This window comes from Mycobacterium sp. FW102-FHT13B02 (genome assembly GCF_058790275.1).
In genome coordinates this window covers 1-14,818 of sequence record NZ_JBYTCM010000011.1, presented here as the reverse complement: position 1 = coordinate 14,818, position 14,818 = coordinate 1, and the positions used below count along the sequence as shown (strand labels likewise).

General features: G+C 66.5%; 17 protein-coding genes and 1 pseudogene. 11 read left to right on the top strand and 7 right to left on the bottom strand.

Annotation, left to right across the window (positions count from 1 at the left end; translation table 11 throughout):
• Nucleotides 1-34 precede the first annotated feature (34 nt).
• The 11 genes from tal to AC3WTE_RS18995 all read left to right on the top strand — a co-directional run bounded on the left by tal (nt 35) and on the right by AC3WTE_RS18995 (nt 8,211).
• Complete coding sequence (gene tal, locus AC3WTE_RS19045; RefSeq protein ID WP_492439939.1) at nt 35-1,144, top strand: transaldolase; 1,110 nt, start codon at nt 35-37, stop codon at nt 1,142-1,144.
• Nucleotides 1,145-1,175: 31 nt separating this feature from the next.
• Nucleotides 1,176-2,735, top strand: coding sequence for a glucose-6-phosphate dehydrogenase (gene zwf / locus AC3WTE_RS19040; protein WP_492439937.1), 1,560 nt, complete (start codon nt 1,176-1,178; stop codon nt 2,733-2,735).
• Nucleotides 2,732-3,643, top strand: a complete 912-nt coding sequence (gene opcA / locus AC3WTE_RS19035; protein WP_492439935.1) for a glucose-6-phosphate dehydrogenase assembly protein OpcA — start codon at nt 2,732-2,734, stop codon at nt 3,641-3,643. Before zwf ends, opcA begins: the two co-directional genes overlap by 4 nt.
• On the top strand, nt 3,636-4,370 hold the full coding sequence (gene pgl, locus AC3WTE_RS19030) for a 6-phosphogluconolactonase (protein ID WP_492439933.1): 735 nt from the start codon (nt 3,636-3,638) through the stop codon (nt 4,368-4,370). Before opcA ends, pgl begins: the two co-directional genes overlap by 8 nt.
• A 2-nt stretch (nt 4,371-4,372) precedes the next feature.
• A complete protein-coding gene (locus tag AC3WTE_RS19025) occupies nt 4,373-4,741 on the top strand; it encodes an ATPase (RefSeq protein ID WP_492439931.1) in 369 nt (122 codons plus the stop codon).
• A 165-nt stretch (nt 4,742-4,906) separates the two neighbouring features.
• Complete coding sequence (locus tag AC3WTE_RS19020) at nt 4,907-6,310, top strand: HNH endonuclease signature motif containing protein (RefSeq protein WP_492439929.1); 1,404 nt, start codon at nt 4,907-4,909, stop codon at nt 6,308-6,310.
• 358 nt (nt 6,311-6,668) lie between these two features.
• Nucleotides 6,669-7,118 (top strand): hypothetical protein, encoded by a 450-nt coding sequence (locus tag AC3WTE_RS19015; RefSeq protein ID WP_492439927.1) that lies wholly within the window; start codon nt 6,669-6,671, stop codon nt 7,116-7,118.
• Nucleotides 7,119-7,182: 64 nt separating this feature from the next.
• Nucleotides 7,183-7,356, top strand: a complete 174-nt coding sequence (locus AC3WTE_RS19010; protein ID WP_492439925.1) for a CsbD family protein — start codon at nt 7,183-7,185, stop codon at nt 7,354-7,356.
• A gap of 44 nt (nt 7,357-7,400) precedes the next feature.
• Nucleotides 7,401-7,559 (top strand): DUF6131 family protein, encoded by a 159-nt coding sequence (locus AC3WTE_RS19005; RefSeq protein ID WP_492439923.1) that lies wholly within the window; start codon nt 7,401-7,403, stop codon nt 7,557-7,559.
• A gap of 127 nt (nt 7,560-7,686) precedes the next feature.
• Entirely contained in the window at nt 7,687-7,887 is a 201-nt protein-coding gene (locus AC3WTE_RS19000; protein ID WP_492439922.1) for a hypothetical protein, read from the top strand.
• Between the two features lie 66 nt (nt 7,888-7,953).
• Nucleotides 7,954-8,211, top strand: a complete 258-nt coding sequence (locus tag AC3WTE_RS18995) for a hypothetical protein (RefSeq protein ID WP_492439920.1) — start codon at nt 7,954-7,956, stop codon at nt 8,209-8,211.
• A gap of 31 nt (nt 8,212-8,242) precedes the next feature.
• Here AC3WTE_RS18995 and ppc read toward each other — a convergent pair whose 3' ends face one another.
• From ppc to AC3WTE_RS18960, 7 genes and pseudogenes are all read right to left on the bottom strand, one after another.
• Nucleotides 8,243-11,050 carry a phosphoenolpyruvate carboxylase gene (ppc, locus tag AC3WTE_RS18990; RefSeq protein ID WP_492439918.1) on the bottom strand — a complete coding sequence of 936 codons (2,808 nt, stop codon included), beginning with the start codon at nt 11,048-11,050 and terminating at the stop codon, nt 8,243-8,245.
• Between the two features lie 55 nt (nt 11,051-11,105).
• On the bottom strand, nt 11,106-11,513 hold the full coding sequence (locus AC3WTE_RS18985; RefSeq protein ID WP_492439916.1) for a hypothetical protein: 408 nt from the start codon (nt 11,511-11,513) through the stop codon (nt 11,106-11,108).
• Nucleotides 11,510-12,136, bottom strand: coding sequence for an MspA family porin (locus AC3WTE_RS18980; protein ID WP_492440186.1), 627 nt, complete (start codon nt 12,134-12,136; stop codon nt 11,510-11,512). The genes AC3WTE_RS18985 and AC3WTE_RS18980 overlap by 4 nt, the downstream gene beginning before the upstream one ends.
• A gap of 177 nt (nt 12,137-12,313) precedes the next feature.
• Nucleotides 12,314-12,550 (bottom strand): preprotein translocase subunit SecG, encoded by a 237-nt coding sequence (gene secG, locus AC3WTE_RS18975; RefSeq protein WP_029105032.1) that lies wholly within the window; start codon nt 12,548-12,550, stop codon nt 12,314-12,316.
• Nucleotides 12,551-12,608: 58 nt separating this feature from the next.
• Nucleotides 12,609-13,394: a triose-phosphate isomerase gene (tpiA, locus tag AC3WTE_RS18970; protein WP_492439913.1), complete on the bottom strand. Its 786-nt coding sequence runs from the start codon at nt 13,392-13,394 to the stop codon at nt 12,609-12,611.
• Between the two features lie 3 nt (nt 13,395-13,397).
• Nucleotides 13,398-14,624 carry a phosphoglycerate kinase gene (locus tag AC3WTE_RS18965; protein ID WP_492439911.1) on the bottom strand — a complete coding sequence of 409 codons (1,227 nt, stop codon included), beginning with the start codon at nt 14,622-14,624 and terminating at the stop codon, nt 13,398-13,400.
• A gap of 17 nt (nt 14,625-14,641) precedes the next feature.
• A pseudogene (locus AC3WTE_RS18960) lies at nt 14,642-14,818 on the bottom strand (type I glyceraldehyde-3-phosphate dehydrogenase); the annotation flags it as partial.

The following is a 14,818-nucleotide window of genomic DNA, read 5'->3' as shown; positions in this document are numbered from 1 at the left end:
GATAACTGATCCGCCGATCTAGGAGAGCATTCACATGACTCAGAACCCGAACCTCGCGGCGCTGAGCGCCGCCGGTGTCTCTGTGTGGCTCGATGACCTGTCGCGTGAGCGGCTGCAATCGGGGAACCTCACCGAGCTGATCAATACCCGCAGCGTTGTGGGTGTCACCACCAACCCCTCGATCTTCCAGGCCGCTTTGTCGAAGGGCACGGCCTACGACGAGCAGGTGCACGAACTGGCGTCCCGTGGCGCCGACGTCGACGCCACCATCCGGACCGTCACCACCGACGACGTCCGTAATGCCTGCGACGTGCTGGCCAAGGTGTACGAAGCCTCCGGCGGCGTCGACGGCCGGGTCTCCATCGAGGTCGACCCGCGGCTGGCGCACGACACCGACAAGACCATCCTGCAGGCCATCGAGCTGTGGAAGATCGTCGATCGGCCGAACCTGCTGATCAAGATTCCGGCAACGCTGGCCGGCCTGCCCGCGATCACCGCGGTGATCGCCGAGGGCATCTCGGTCAACGTCACCCTGATCTTCTCGGTGGAGCGGCACCGCGCCGTGATGGACGCCTACCTGACCGGGCTCGAGAAGGCCCGCGAAGCCGGCCACGACCTGTCCCGGATCCATTCCGTCGCTTCGTTCTTCGTGTCCCGCGTGGACACCGAGATCGACGCGCGACTGGAGAAGATCGGCGGCTCTGCACTGGGCCTGCGCGGCAAGGCCGGCGTCGCCAACGCCCGGCTGGCATACGCGGCCTATGAGCAGGTCTTCGGCGGTCCGCAGTTCGCGAACCTCAAGGCCGCCGGCGCCCGCGTGCAGCGTCCGCTGTGGGCTTCGACCGGCGTGAAGAACCCGGACTACCCGGACACGCTGTACGTCACCGAACTGGTCGCCGCCAACACCGTCAACACCATGCCCGAGAAGACCCTGGAGGCGGTCGCCGACCACGGTCAGGTCACCGGGGACACCATCTCCGGCACCGAGTCCGCGGCGCAGGCCGTGTTCGAGGAGCTGTCTGCGGTCGGCATCGACTTGGCCGACGTGTTCAACGTCCTCGAAGTCGAAGGCGTGGAGAAATTCGAGAAATCCTGGGGCGAACTGCTCGAGGCCACGCAGGGTCAACTCGACGCTTTGCGATGAGCGCTTGCGCGAAGAGCCGAGGACACAGGCAATGAGCGACAGCAGCGAGCGGCCGGCGGATTGGGTGAACCCCCTGCGGGACAAGCGCGACAAGCGCATGCCCCGCATCGCCGGCCCGTGCGCGGTGGTGATCTTCGGCGTCACGGGTGACCTGGCCCGCAAGAAGCTGATGCCGGCGATCTACGACCTCGCCAACCGCGGGCTGCTGCCGCCCTCGTTCGCCTTGGTCGGTTTCGCTCGGCGGGACTGGGCCGACGAGGACTTCGGTCAGGTCGTCCACGACGCCGTCAAGCAGCATGCCCGGACACCGTTCCGGCAGGAGGTCTGGGACCGGCTCGCCGAGGGATTCCGGTTCGTGCAGGGCACGTTCGACGACGACTCGGCCTTCCAACGGCTGCGCGACACCTTGCACAAGCTCGACGAGGAACGCGGCACCGGCGGCAATCATGCGTTCTACCTGTCGATTCCGCCGAACGCGTTCCCGCAGGTGTGCGAGCAGCTGTCCACCTCTGGCCTGGCCAACAAGACCGACGGGTCGTGGAGCCGCGTGGTCATCGAGAAGCCGTTCGGGCACGACCTCGCCAGCGCCGAAGCGCTCAACGGGGTGGTCAACAGCGTGTTCCCGGAGTCGTCGGTGTTCCGCATCGACCACTACCTGGGCAAGGAAACCGTCCAGAACATCCTGGCGCTCCGGTTCGCCAACGAATTGTTCGAGCCGGTGTGGAACGCGCACTACGTCGATAGCGTTCAGATCACCATGGCCGAGGACATCGGCCTCGGTGGACGCGGCGGCTACTACGACGGCGTCGGTGCGGCGCGAGACGTCATCCAGAACCACCTCCTGCAGCTGCTCGCGCTGACTGCACTGGAGGAGCCGGTCAACTTCTCGCCACACGAACTGCAGGCCGAGAAGATCAAGGTGCTGTCGGCGACCCACCTGGCCGAGCCGCTGGACGAGACTACGGCACGCGGTCAGTACGCCGGCGGTTGGCAGGGCGGGCAGAAGGTGGTCGGACTGCTCGATGAGGAAGGCTTCTCCAAGACGTCGACCACCGAGACCTTCGCGGCGATCACCGTCGAGGTGGACACCCGGCGCTGGGCCGGCGTGCCGTTCTACCTGCGCACCGGAAAACGCTTGGGACGCAGGGTCACCGAGATCGCGTTGGTGTTCAAGCGGGCCCCGCACCTGCCGTTCGATGCCACCATGACCGACGAGCTCGGACAGAACGCTCTGGTGATCCGGGTGCAGCCCGACGAGGGGATCACGCTGCGGTTCGGTTCGAAGGTGCCGGGCCACCTCATGGAGGTCCGCGATGTCAGCATGGACTTCTCGTACGGTTCGGCGTTCGCCGAGGACTCCCCCGAGGCCTACGAACGGCTGATCCTCGACGTCCTGCTCGGCGAACCGTCACTGTTCCCGGTCAACGCCGAGGTCGAATTGTCCTGGAAGATACTCGATCCCGCGCTCGAACATTGGGCGGCGCAGGACCGCGCGGGCGGCCGGCCCGAGGCGTACGAGTCCGGTACCTGGGGCCCGGAGTCGGCGTTCGAGATGCTGCGGCGCAGCGGCCGCGAATGGAGGCGACCGTGATTCTCGATCTGCCCGACACCAACACCGGTGCGATCAACAAGAAGATCGTCTCTCTCCGCGAAGAGGGCGGCGCCATCACCCTCGGGCGAGTGCTGACTCTGGTGGTGGCACCGGACACCGAGGCCATCTTGGAAGAGGCCATCGACGCCGCGAACACCGCTAGTCGCGAACATCCGTGCCGCGTCATCGTGGTGATCCCGGGAGACCGTCTGGCCACCGAGGCCCGCCTGGATGCCCAGCTCCGGGTGGGTCGCGACGCGGGCGCCAATGAGGTTGTGGTGCTGCGCCTCTCGGGGCCGCTGGCCGGCCACGCCAGCAGTGTCGTGACACCGTTCCTGCTCCCGGACACCCCGGTGGTCACCTGGTGGCCCGATGTGGCGCCGGCAGTGCCGGCGGCTGATCCGCTGGGCAAGCTGGCGATCCGCCGGATCACCGATGCCACCAATGGTGAAGACCCGCAGGTTTGCATCAAGAGCCGGCTGGCCGGATACACGTCGGGCGATACCGACCTGGCCTGGAGCCGCGTAACCTACTGGCGGGCGCTGCTGGCCGCCGCCCTGGACCAGGCACCGTACGAACCGATCACCGAGGCGCTGGTGTCGGGCCTGAAAGACGAACCGGCACTGGACATTTTGGCCGGTTGGTTGGCGGCCTGCATCGACGGGCCGGTGAAGCGGGCGGTCGGCGAGCTCAAAGTCGTCCTGACCAGGCCGACCGAGACCATCACGCTGAGCCGTCCGCAAACCGGTGTCACCGCTTCCCTCACGCGCACCGGCCGACCGGAGGCTCGTGTTCCGTTGGCACGCAGGGAAGCACGCGATTGTCTCGCCGAAGAGATGCGCCGGCTCGATGCCGACGAGATCTATCACCGCGCCCTGGTGGGCCTGGACAAGGTCGTATATGTCTGAGCAGATCATCGAAAAATATTCCGACGCTGACGCTCTGGTGACCGCTGCCGGCGACCGCCTCGTGGCTGCCATCAACGGCGCGATCGCAGCCCGCGGCGTGGCGTACATCGTGCTGACCGGTGGCGGCACCGGCATCAAGCTGCTCAAGCATGTCGGCGGTCATCCCATCGACTGGACCAAGGTGCACCTGTTCTGGGGCGACGATCGGTTCGTCCCGGCCGACGATGCCGACCGGAACATCAAGCAGGCGCGGGAAGCACTGCTGAATTCCGTTGCCATTCCGGCGCAGAACGTGCACGCGATGGCCGCGAGCGACGGCGAGTTCGGCGACGATATCGACGCAGCAGCCGCCGCCTATGCACGCGAGCTGGCCTGCGTGGCCGGGAACGGTTCGCCGACACCGGAATTCGACGTACACCTGCTGGGCATGGGCGGTGAGGGTCACGTCAACTCGTTGTTCCCGCACACCGACGCGGTGCGGGAGACCGCGCGGTACGTCGTCGCGGTCACCGACTCCCCCAAGCCGCCGCCGCGGCGGATCACGCTCACGCTCCCCGCAGTTCGCCGCTCCCGGCAGGTGTGGCTGGTCGTCGCAGGCGCAGAGAAGGCCGATGCCGTGGCAGCCGCTGTCGGCGGCGCGCCAGCCGTTGATTTTCCGGCGGCGGGTGCGATCGGTTCCGAGGCGACCGTGTGGTTGCTCGATGCGGCCGCGGCGGCAAAACTGTAGGCATGGTCGACAAAGGCGATGGGCGGAACCGTCCGGTCGGCGGCCGTATTCGGACGCTCACCCAGGCGGCCCTCAACGCCGACGTGACCGTTTCCCAGGTCGATGCACTGTTGGTCGACATGGAAGGCACCCTCGCCACTCTCAGCACGCTGACGGGCGATCTCGACACCACGATGTCGCGGTTCAACGAGACCATCACCCAGATCGACGAGCTGGCGCCCCGCATTTTCGGCGTCGTCGATCGGATGGAGGCCATCGTGACGCGCGTCGAGGCCATCGTCGGAGTCGCCGAGACCGTCCTGTCGCCAATCACGGTCACCGAGAGTGCGGTACGTAGCGTGCTGAAGTCGGTTCGCGGCTTGATTCCGTAACCCGGCCTGTCCAACATTCCCTGCCTCTCCAACGCGTGCCCCTAGTCTCACTCCGCTGACACGCGGCCGAAAAACTTTGGTCACTTTGTTTTCGCTGGTCACGATGGGTAACTGGGGCCACATTCGTCACAGCGAGTTGTCGGAGGGTCGAACTAGTGTTCGAGTATGGCCACTGACCGCGCCACCATCCGCACCGCCTACGCGGCGCTGAAGGACGCGGTCGCCGCGGTCAATGGTCTCGACTACACCGGCCTGGACATCGCCGACCTGCTGGAACTGCAGTCCCTGCGCGAACAGCTGAGGTGTGCGGCCGAGACGGCCGATCACCACATCCTGGTTGCCGCCCAAGCCCAGACCGCCCCCCGCGAGATTGGGGCGAAAAACTGGGCCGAGGTGCTGCGCATCCGGCTGCACATCGACACCACCGAAGCCAACCGCCGGGTCCGCGATGCCGAACATCTCGGACCCCGCACGGGGTTGACCGGCGAACCGTTGCCGCCGCGGTGGGAGGCCGCGGCCGCCGCGCAAGCAGCCGGGGCGATCAATCCCGAACATGTCAAGGTGCTCGGCCACGCCATGACCAAACTGCCTACCTGGGTGGACCTGGCGACCCGTCGGCAGTTCGAGCAGTCCCTGGTCGCCGGGGCGCGGCACCAGACCCCCGAAGAGTTGCGTGCCGCCGCCGAGGCGCTGTTGTATCTGCTCGATCAGGATGGGCCGTTGCCTGATGATGCCGAACGGGCCCGCCGGCGCGGCCTCACCGTGGGCAGGCAACGACCGGACTCGATGTCGGATCTGCAGGGCGTCCTGACCCCCGAAGCGCGTGCGTACTTCGACGCATTGATGGACAAATACGCCGCCCCGGGCATGTGTAATCCCGCCGATGCGCAGCCCTGCGTGTCGGGTACCCCGTCAGCCGAGCAGATCAACGCCGACACCCGCAGCCCCGCCCAGCGTCGCCACGACGCGTTCGCCGCGGTGTGCCGGATGCTGCTGTCCTCGGGCATGCTCGGTGAGCACAACGGTCTGCCTGTCACAGTGGTGGCCACCACCACCGTCACCGAGCTGGAGAAGCGCGCTGGGGTCGCGCTCACCCACACGGGGTCGAAAATCCCGGTCGGTGATCTGGTCCAGATGGCCGCCACCGCAGGGGCCGACCACCACCTCGTCGTCTTCGACCAGCACAACGCACAACCGCTGCGCCTGGGCCGAGCGCGGCGCACCGCCACCGTCGCCCAACGCTTCGCCCTGTTCGCCCGCGACCGCGGCTGCACCAAACCGGGCTGCACCGCCCCCGCCTCCCGCTCCCAAGCTCACCACGTCGACACCGACTGGTGTGACGGCGGACCCACCAACATCACCAACCTGGGCCTGGCGTGCGGCTGCGACAACTGCCTGGCCTACACCGGCGGCTGGACCACCACCATGAAAAACGGCCGAACCCACTGGACCCCACCACCACTGCTCGACATCGGCCAACCCCGAACGAATCAATACCACCACCCGATGCTCTACCCACCCGAGAGCGGGGGCGATGACGACGACGAAAGTGGCAGTCCTACAAGCTGACTGGAGGCACGCCGCGCCCCGTAATCGCCACCGCGATCAGCTGATGAGCTGCGCGGCGAGTAAATGCGGCGCGCTTCGCCGAGTCCCGCTTGCCGCTGTGTCGATGATCGCCAGCGCGATCCTCACGATCATCGACGAGCGACCGGCATTTAGGCCAGGGCGTTCAGCATCATCAGCGCCCGCATTGGCCGCCCCTCCGGCACGGACTCTGCAAGCCCTCCTCAAGTCTGCTACCGCACCATCCACGATCGCGGCCCAACTAGCTGTCAACAATGTAGACCGACGGTGTAATTCGACGCTGTTGACATCGGGCGAAATAGGGCGTGTACTGGGCTTCTAGAAGTCTCAGAGGTGCACCATGATCGTCATCATCGGTCTGATTGTTCTGCTCATGGCAGCGATCGCGGGGTTCGCCGGCATCCTCACCAATACGACTGCCACCCATCCACTGGCCGAGAATTTCTCCCTCCTGGGCTATCACGTCACCGGGTCGACCGGCACCGTCTTCCTGTTCGGGATCGTGGACGGCGCGGTGGCGATGTTGGGTCTTGCGATTTTGCTGGCAGGCGCACGACGTACCGCAGGACGCGGGCGAGACGCCCGGCACCAGCTCAGGGATTCGCGACGTGAGACGGCGTTTCTCAACGAGGAGCGCGACCAACGGATCGAACACCAGCAAGCAGACACGACCACCAGCGCTCCGGTGGACCACCAGAAATCGACCGTGGAAGGCGGCGCGTCTACCTTGTTCGGCCGCTGGCACGGTCGACGACCGGCGGGCACCGCGCATCCCGGCAGGCCGCGTTAGCACCCGGCCCAGGTCACAAGCACAGCCGCAGTCGCGGCGGAACAAACAAGGAAGGCGAAGGCGAATGAGCATCGGTAAGACAATCGCCAACAAAGCCGAGGCGGCCAAGGGCACCCTGAAGAAGCTCATAGGCCAAAGCACCGGCAGCACGCGGCTGCGCAACGAAGGCCGCGTCGATCAATTCAAAGGCAACACCAAACAGGCCGGCGCCAAGATCAGAGACGCCTTCAAACCCTAACCAGCCATCGCTCACCACATGGCCATCGAAACGAGATGTTCCTCATGATCATCGCCGGAATCGTCCTCATCATCGCCGGAATGCTGCTCAACACCAACCTGCCCCTGGTGCCCATCGGGGTTGTTCTCCTCGTCATCGGCTTGGTTCTGATGGCCATGGGACGGATGGGGCATCCCGCCTTCGGCCGCCGTCATTACTACTAACGCTGGCCGGCAACACGACTCAACGACGGTGATCACCGCCGCCTGAGCACCACCAGATCACACGCCCTGGCTAGGCGGCTCGGATCCCCCAGCCGCCACCCGGGCTGAATATCAGAGGAGACACATCATGCGATACGCAGGGTTACTGGTAGTCGTCTGGCTGGTGGTTGGCGCCGTCGCAGCCGGCCAACGCGGCTACTTCACCCACGCCGAACAGAACTGTGCCAGCGTGGGGACGATCGCGGTCACCGTCATCGCGGGTCCACTCAATTATCTGGGCGTCAATCCGAAGGTCACGAATTGCGTTGTACCAAAGCCAAGTTCATGACACCCATAGCTCAGGTCCGACCGATCTGAAGCGCAATACCCTTCTCAACCCCTGCAAGAAGCCAGCATGATTATCAGCACCCAGGCTTTGGTCGTCGTCATCGCGATCACCGCAATCGTTTTACTCATCTCCCTCGGGACGATGTTGGTGAAAAAGAGCTTTCTACTGCTTGTCAAAGGCCCCGAGAACTGGCCGATCGAAACCGACAAGCTCCGTGAAGGCCTCTCGCAAGAAACTCGTCACCCTGAACAGCGTCAGGCGCTGGTCGATGAGACCGTAGCCGGGGCGCGCGCCGCCCACCGCCGCGAAGCACCAAATCTCTGACTCGCGGCCAGAATTGGGGCAGCCGACGCGGCTAGCCGCTGTTGCGCAGCGCGGTGGCCAAGCCACTCATGGTCAGAAGGATGCCGCGTTGCACGAGTTCGTCGTCGTCGCCGGAGCGGTAGCGGCGCAGCAGCTCGACCTGGAGATGGTTGAGCGGCTCCAGGTACGGGAACCGGTTGAACACCGACCGCGCCAGTGCGGGGTTGTCGGCGAGCAGGTCCTCGTGTCCTGTGATCAAGGCGTGCATCCGGATGGTGCGCTCATGTTCGGCGGCGATCTTGTCGAACACGCGGTGGCGCAAGGCCTCGTCGTCCACGAGCTCCGAATAGCGCGCCGCCAAACCGAGATCCGACTTGGCCAGGACCTGTGCCATGTTGGACAGCACAGTCCGGAAGAACGGCCATTTGGCGTACAGGTCCCGCAGTACCTCGAGGCCGCCCTCGGTGCTCTCGATGAACTCCTCGAACGCCGTGCCGGTGCCGTACCAGCCCGGCAGCATCACCCGGGACTGGCTCCACGCCAGCACCCACGGGATGGCCCGCAGATCGGCGATCGAGGTGGTCGGCTTGCGTGACGTCGGGCGGCTGCCGATATTGAGCGCGCCGATCTCGCTGACGGGCGTCGACGCCTTGAAGTACTCGACGAATCCCGGTGTGTCGTGTACCAATTCGCTATAGGCCCGCTGGGCGCGGGCGGCGAGGTCGTCGAGCACGTCGTAGGCGGGGGCCGCCGCGTCGCCGAGCCCTTCGACGTCGAGCAGAGTCGACTCCAGGGTGGCGGCCAGCAGGGTCTCCAGATTGCGATGCGCCGCATGTGGTTCGGCGTACTTGGCGGCGATCACTTCGCCCTGCTCGGTGATCCGCAGCGAGCCCCTGACCGCGCCTGGCGGCTGCGCGAGGATCGCGTCGTAGCTCGGGCCACCGCCGCGGCCGACGGTACCGCCGCGGCCATGGAACAACCGCAGCCGGATGCCGGTCTTGCGGGCCGATTCCACGAGGTCGAGCTCGGCCCGGTACAGCGCCCAGTTGGCCGCCAGGTACCCGCCGTCCTTGTTGGAGTCGGAGTAACCGAGCATCACCTCCTGCTGCTCTCCCCGGGCAGTGACAATCGAGCGGTACAGCGGAATGGCAAGGGCCGCTTCCAGAATCGACGACCCACGCTGCAGGTCGTCGATGGTCTCGAACAACGGCACGATGCCGACCGGGCTGTAGGGCTCGGGCCCGGCCGCGTCGAGCAGGCCCGCCTCCTTGAGCAGCACCGCGGCCTCGAGCAGGTCGGACACCGACTGGCACATCGAAATGATGTAGTTCGGAATGGCCTGCGCCCCGAAGACGTCGACCGCCCGGGCGGCCGCCGCAACGATGTCGAGTTCCTTGCGGGCCAGTTCTGACAGCTGGGCATCGCGGCTCACCAGCGGCCGGCGCGTGGACAGCTCGGCGACCAGCACGGAAACGCGTTCGTCCTCCGGTAGCGATGCGTAATCGGGGTGCACACCCGCCCAGGCCAGCAGTTCGGCGACCACCTGCTCGTGCACTTCGGAGTTCTGCCGCATGTCGAGGCCGCACAGGTGAAAGCCGAAGACCCGCACAGATTCTCGGAGCCGGGCCAACCGGTCGTCGGCCACCACGCTGGAACCGCCGGCGCGGAGCGAGGCATCGATGACGTCCAGGTCCTCGAGCAGCTCGCCCGGTGTGGTGTAGCGCGGCAGCCCGAGGTCCAGCTCGTGCTCGGGCTGCCGGTCGAGAATCTCGGCGGCGGTCGCGGTCAGACGTCCGCGGAGCACGTGTAGCGCCTGGCGGTACGGTTCGTCGGCATGGGCCGGTTCAGGATGCTGGTCGGCCAGCACCTGCAACTCGTCACTGACGCGCACCAGTCGCGCCGACATCGACAGTTCGTGTTCCAGCGCAAGGAGTTCGGCGAAGTAGCGGTCCAGCGCGGTGTAGGCCGCGCTGCTGCTCGCCAGCCGCACCACGTCACCGGTGACATTGGGGTTGCCGTCGCGGTCGCCGCCGATCCAGGATCCGGGCCGCAGGATCGGCGTCTCCAGCAGGGCGACACCTGGCCAGCGCGCCTGGAGCGCGGCGCGCACACCGGCGTTGACCTGCGGGATGACGTCGAAGAACGCGGCCGGGTAGTAGCGCAGACCGCTGGCGATCTCGTCTTGAATCTTCAACCGCGACAAGCGGATCAGCGCCGTCTGCCACAGGGTGAGAATGTGCCGCCGCAGCTCGGTCTCGATGTCGCGGTCGTCGCGCGTCAGCGAATGCCCGTGCAGTCGCAACCGCATCAGGTCGGTGATCCGGTTCTGGGTGTCGAAGATGGTGCGTCGCCGGGTTTCGGTGGGATGTGCGGTGATCACCGGTGAGACGAGCGCACCGCGGAGCGCATCGGCGACCGCCGCCGCGTCCAATCCCCCAGCGCCATCGAGCTTGCGGTAGGTCGCGGCCAGGCTGCTGTTCTGCGGAGGCTCCCCGGCTGCCACGTGCACGGCACGCCGCCGTTCGCGGTGGACGTCTTCGGCAACGTTGGCCAGCAGCGCGAAGTGCGTGAACGCTCGGATCACCGGGATGGCCTGATGAATGTCGATGCCGGAGAAGAGCGCTGCCAGGTCGGCCCGGTCGATCTCCGACCGCCGCACCCGGAACGATTCCACTCGCGCTCGCTCGACGAGATCGAAGACCGCGTCGCCGTTCTGTTCGCGCACCGTGTCGCCGAGGATGGCACCGAGCAGTCGGATGTCTTCGCGCATCGGCTCGGTGGCCTCACGGCCCAGTTCGGTGCGCTGCACCGATCCGATCGGCAGCAGCGTGGTGTCGGGGGCGTTCGGAACCTCGGCCATCACATCAGTATCGATGGAGGACGCCCGTGCCGCAGGGCACGGCGGCCGAGCGGGATCACGGTACCGGCGGCCCGACGGGGACGATCGGGGTCGACGAGGTGCTCGTCGTTTTCGAGGCACTCGAGACATCGGGCGATCGCGACGTGGTCGTCGCAGGTTTCTGCCCGTCAGGCAGCACGATCGGGGTCGCCGCGGACCCGTGATTGTCACTCGCGCCTGAGTCACTATCCGAATCCACGGTGGGCGGCCAATCCACCGCCGTCGGCGGCCAGGCCTTGGCCGACGAGCTGCCGCCGCCCGGTGGCGCGCAACCAGACCCGGCACCGAAGTCACCGGCACCGGTGCAGTCGGCGCCCGCCTGCGGCGGTGCAACGGTCAGCCACGCCGATACCACCAATGCCATGACACCGGCCGCTGTGCGCCACCGGCGGCCCGACAGGCCTGGATTTCGCGTGACGCTCATAGCTGCAGGATGTCCCCGTACGCATTGACGCTGTCGTCGTTCTTGTCGGTGTCGATGGTCACCGTCGAGAAGAACCGGACCGCCACGGCCCCGCCACAGGAGTCGACCTTGACGTGCGCGTCGTGCACGGTGATGCCGCCGGTTCGGCCCTTCAGCGATTTCTTGCCCAGCACCACGTTGGTGATGGTGCCCGGCAGCAGGTTCACCGAGACATTGCCTTCCAGATCCGCGTAGGGACCGATGGCATTCAGGACGTTTCCACTGAATCCGGGGTTGATGCCGATGTCGGCGTCGCCTCCGACGCTGGCCCCCTCGCTGAGGTCAACCTGGCAACCGAGCTGCAGGCCCACGATCAACGTCCCGGTGTTGACCGCCGACGAGCCGCTTCCGTCGATGGTGGCCTCGGCCCGGCCGGTGACGAAACCCTCGCGGGTGAACGCGGTCGCGGCCATGTTGGGCACCGAGTTGATGGTCATCTGGGTGAGTGAAACACCAAGGCGCCAGCCATCTTCGGTATTGACGGCCCGCCGGACGTCGGCGACCGGGAGTGGGTCGGCTCGAGCGACACCACCCGCGACACAGAGCAGCGCCACCACACCCGCACCGATTCGCACAAGATGCACCACGAGGCGAGCGTAGGTCCCGGCGCTAAGCGCGCCCTGTCATCGGCATAAGCACCGCCCCAGCACCCGCTGGACGCTTCCTGTCAACTCCTGCCAGCGCTGGCAGCAGACAGAAACAAACCGGCCACGCCTGGCTAGGCGTGGCCGGTTTGAAACGCTGAAGCTGGGTAGCCGGATCTAGGCGCCGTACTTGATCTGCAGCGCGATGCCGATGATCGACACCAGCCAGATGCCGGTGATGAAGTACGTCAGGCGGTCCAGGTTCTTCTCCACCACGGTGGAGCCGGACAGGCTGGACTGCACACCGCCGCCGAACAGCGTCGACAGACCGCCACCCTTGGCCCGGTGGAGCAACACCAGCAACACAACCAACACGCTGGTGATGATCAACGTGATCTGCAGGGCCAAAATCATGACGCACAGCTTACCGGTGGTCTGACGGACATCACGGCACAGGTCCAATTTTGCCGTTTCACGGCAGGGGCCCACCTGCGGCGATCGCCGACAACATCGCGAACTGCTCGCCGTCGAGCGAGGCACCGCCGACGAGCGCACCGTCGACGTCGGGTTTCGCCACCAGCTCGCCGACGTTCTTGGCGTTGACCGAGCCGCCGTAGAGCACGCGCACGGTCGCGGCGATCTCCGGCGTGGCCAGTTCGGCCAGGGTCGAGCGGATCGCGGCGCACACCTCCTGCGCGTCTGCGGCGCTGGCGACCCGGCCCGTGCCGATGGCCCAGACGGGTTCGTAGGCGATGACGACGTCGCCGATCTGTTCGGCGGAGAGCCCGGCCAGTGAGGCGGTGAGCTGACCGGTGCAGTGCTCGACGTGGTTCCCGGCCTCGCGGATGTCGAGCCCCTCGCCGATACACACGATCGGGGTCAGGCCGTGCTTGAGCGCGGCCTTGGCCTTGGCGGCGACCAGGGCGTCGTCCTCGTGGTGGTAGGTCCGGCGCTCGGAGTGCCCGACGACGACGAACGAGCAGCCCAGCTTGGCCAGAAACGCCCCGCTCACCTCACCGGTGTAGGCACCGGAGTCGTGCTGGGACACGTCCTGTGCGCCGTAGGTGAGCAGGAGCTTGTCGCCATCGACCAGGGTCTGCACGCTGCGCAGGTCGGTGAACGGCGGCAGGACCGTGACGTCGACCTTCGCGAAGTACTTGTCCGGCAAGGCGAAGGCGATCTTCTGGACCAGGGCGATGGCCTCGAAATGATTGAGGTTCATCTTCCAGTTGCCGGCGATGAGCGGCTTGCGTGCCATGTTCTACGACTCCAACACGTCGATGCCGGGGAGGGTCTTGCCCTCGAGGTACTCCAGCGACGCCCCGCCACCGGTCGAGATGTGCGAGAAGCCATCCTCTGGGAGTTCGAGCTGGCGCACCGCGGCTGCCGAGTCGCCGCCGCCCACGACGCTGAACGCGCCCCTGGAGGTCGCGGTGATGATGGCCTCGGCCACGCCCTTGGTGCCGTCGGCGAAGGCCGGGAACTCGAAGACGCCCATCGGGCCGTTCCAGAACACCGTCTTGGCGTTGGACAGCAGCGCGGTGAAACGTTTGACGGACTCGGGGCCGATGTCCAGGCCCATCTTGCCTTCGGGGATGCGGTCGGAGGCGACGGTCTCCGGTTCGGCATCCGCGGCGAACTTGTCGGCCACGACGATGTCGACGGGGAGGTGGATGACGTCGGCGTAGGTGTCCAGCAGGCGCTTGCAGGTGTCGATCATCTCTTCCTGCAGCAGCGAGGTGCCGACCGAAAGCCCCTGGGCCGCAAGGAAGGTGAAGCACATGCCGCCGCCGATGATGAGGCTGTCGGCCTTGGTGGCGAGGTTCTCGATGACGGCGAGCTTGTCGGAGACCTTGGACCCGCCGAGCACGACGGCATAGGGCCGCTCGGTCGAGCTGGTCAGCTGCTCGAGCACCTTGACCTCGGCGTCCACCAGTGTGCCGGCGTAGTGCGGCAGGATGTTCGCGACGTCGTACACCGAAGCCTGCTTGCGGTGCGCCACCCCGAAGCCGTCGGAGACGAACGCACCGGGCGAGCCGTCGGCGCCCTCGACCAGCGCCGCCAGCTCGCGGGCCAGGGCCGCACGCTCGGCGTCGTCCTTGCTGGTCTCACGCGGGTCGAAGCGGATGTTCTCCAGCAACAGCACGTCACCATCGGTCAGGCCCTCGGCGCGGGCGAGCGCGTCGGTGCCGACGACGTCGCCGGCCAGCTGAACGTGCCGGCCCAGCTTCTCTCCGAGCGCTGCGGCGACCGGTGCGAGCGAGAACTTGGGGTCCGGGCCGCCCTTGGGCCGGCCCAGGTGGGCGGTGACGACGACCTTGGCTCCGGCGTCGGCCAGCGCGGCCAGCGTGGGGACGGAGGCGATGATCCGGCCCGGATCGGTGATGTTGCCGTTCTCGTCGAGTGGGACGTTCAGGTCGGAGCGGACCAAGACGCCCCGCCCCTCTACGCCTTCGCCCAACAGCTCATCGAGGGTCTTGATGCTCATACCTGTCTTTCTCTTATCTACAGCGATTTGCCGACCAGTGCGGCGAGGTCGGCGATGCGGTTGGAGTAGCCCCATTCGTTGTCGTACCACGAGACGACCTTGGCGTGGTTGTCGATGACCTTGGTCAACCCCGAATCGAACAGCGAACTGTGCGGGTCGGTGACGATATCGGACGACACGATGGGCGCGTCGTA

Coding starts and splice junctions, on each gene's coding strand:
- tal (WP_492439939.1), top strand. CDS start 35: ATGACTCAGAACCCGAACCTCGCGGCGCTGAGCGCCGCCGGTGTCTCT.
- zwf (WP_492439937.1), top strand. CDS start 1,176: ATGAGCGACAGCAGCGAGCGGCCGGCGGATTGGGTGAACCCCCTGCGG.
- pgl (WP_492439933.1), top strand. CDS start 3,636: ATGTCTGAGCAGATCATCGAAAAATATTCCGACGCTGACGCTCTGGTG.
- AC3WTE_RS19025 (WP_492439931.1), top strand. CDS start 4,373: ATGGTCGACAAAGGCGATGGGCGGAACCGTCCGGTCGGCGGCCGTATT.
- AC3WTE_RS19020 (WP_492439929.1), top strand. CDS start 4,907: ATGGCCACTGACCGCGCCACCATCCGCACCGCCTACGCGGCGCTGAAG.
- AC3WTE_RS19015 (WP_492439927.1), top strand. CDS start 6,669: ATGATCGTCATCATCGGTCTGATTGTTCTGCTCATGGCAGCGATCGCG.
- AC3WTE_RS19010 (WP_492439925.1), top strand. CDS start 7,183: ATGAGCATCGGTAAGACAATCGCCAACAAAGCCGAGGCGGCCAAGGGC.
- AC3WTE_RS19005 (WP_492439923.1), top strand. CDS start 7,401: ATGATCATCGCCGGAATCGTCCTCATCATCGCCGGAATGCTGCTCAAC.
- AC3WTE_RS19000 (WP_492439922.1), top strand. CDS start 7,687: ATGCGATACGCAGGGTTACTGGTAGTCGTCTGGCTGGTGGTTGGCGCC.
- AC3WTE_RS18995 (WP_492439920.1), top strand. CDS start 7,954: ATGATTATCAGCACCCAGGCTTTGGTCGTCGTCATCGCGATCACCGCA.
- ppc (WP_492439918.1), bottom strand. CDS start 11,050: ATGGCCGAGGTTCCGAACGCCCCCGACACCACGCTGCTGCCGATCGGA.
- AC3WTE_RS18985 (WP_492439916.1), bottom strand. CDS start 11,513: ATGAGCGTCACGCGAAATCCAGGCCTGTCGGGCCGCCGGTGGCGCACA.
- secG (WP_029105032.1), bottom strand. CDS start 12,550: ATGATTTTGGCCCTGCAGATCACGTTGATCATCACCAGCGTGTTGGTT.
- tpiA (WP_492439913.1), bottom strand. CDS start 13,394: ATGGCACGCAAGCCGCTCATCGCCGGCAACTGGAAGATGAACCTCAAT.
- AC3WTE_RS18965 (WP_492439911.1), bottom strand. CDS start 14,624: ATGAGCATCAAGACCCTCGATGAGCTGTTGGGCGAAGGCGTAGAGGGG.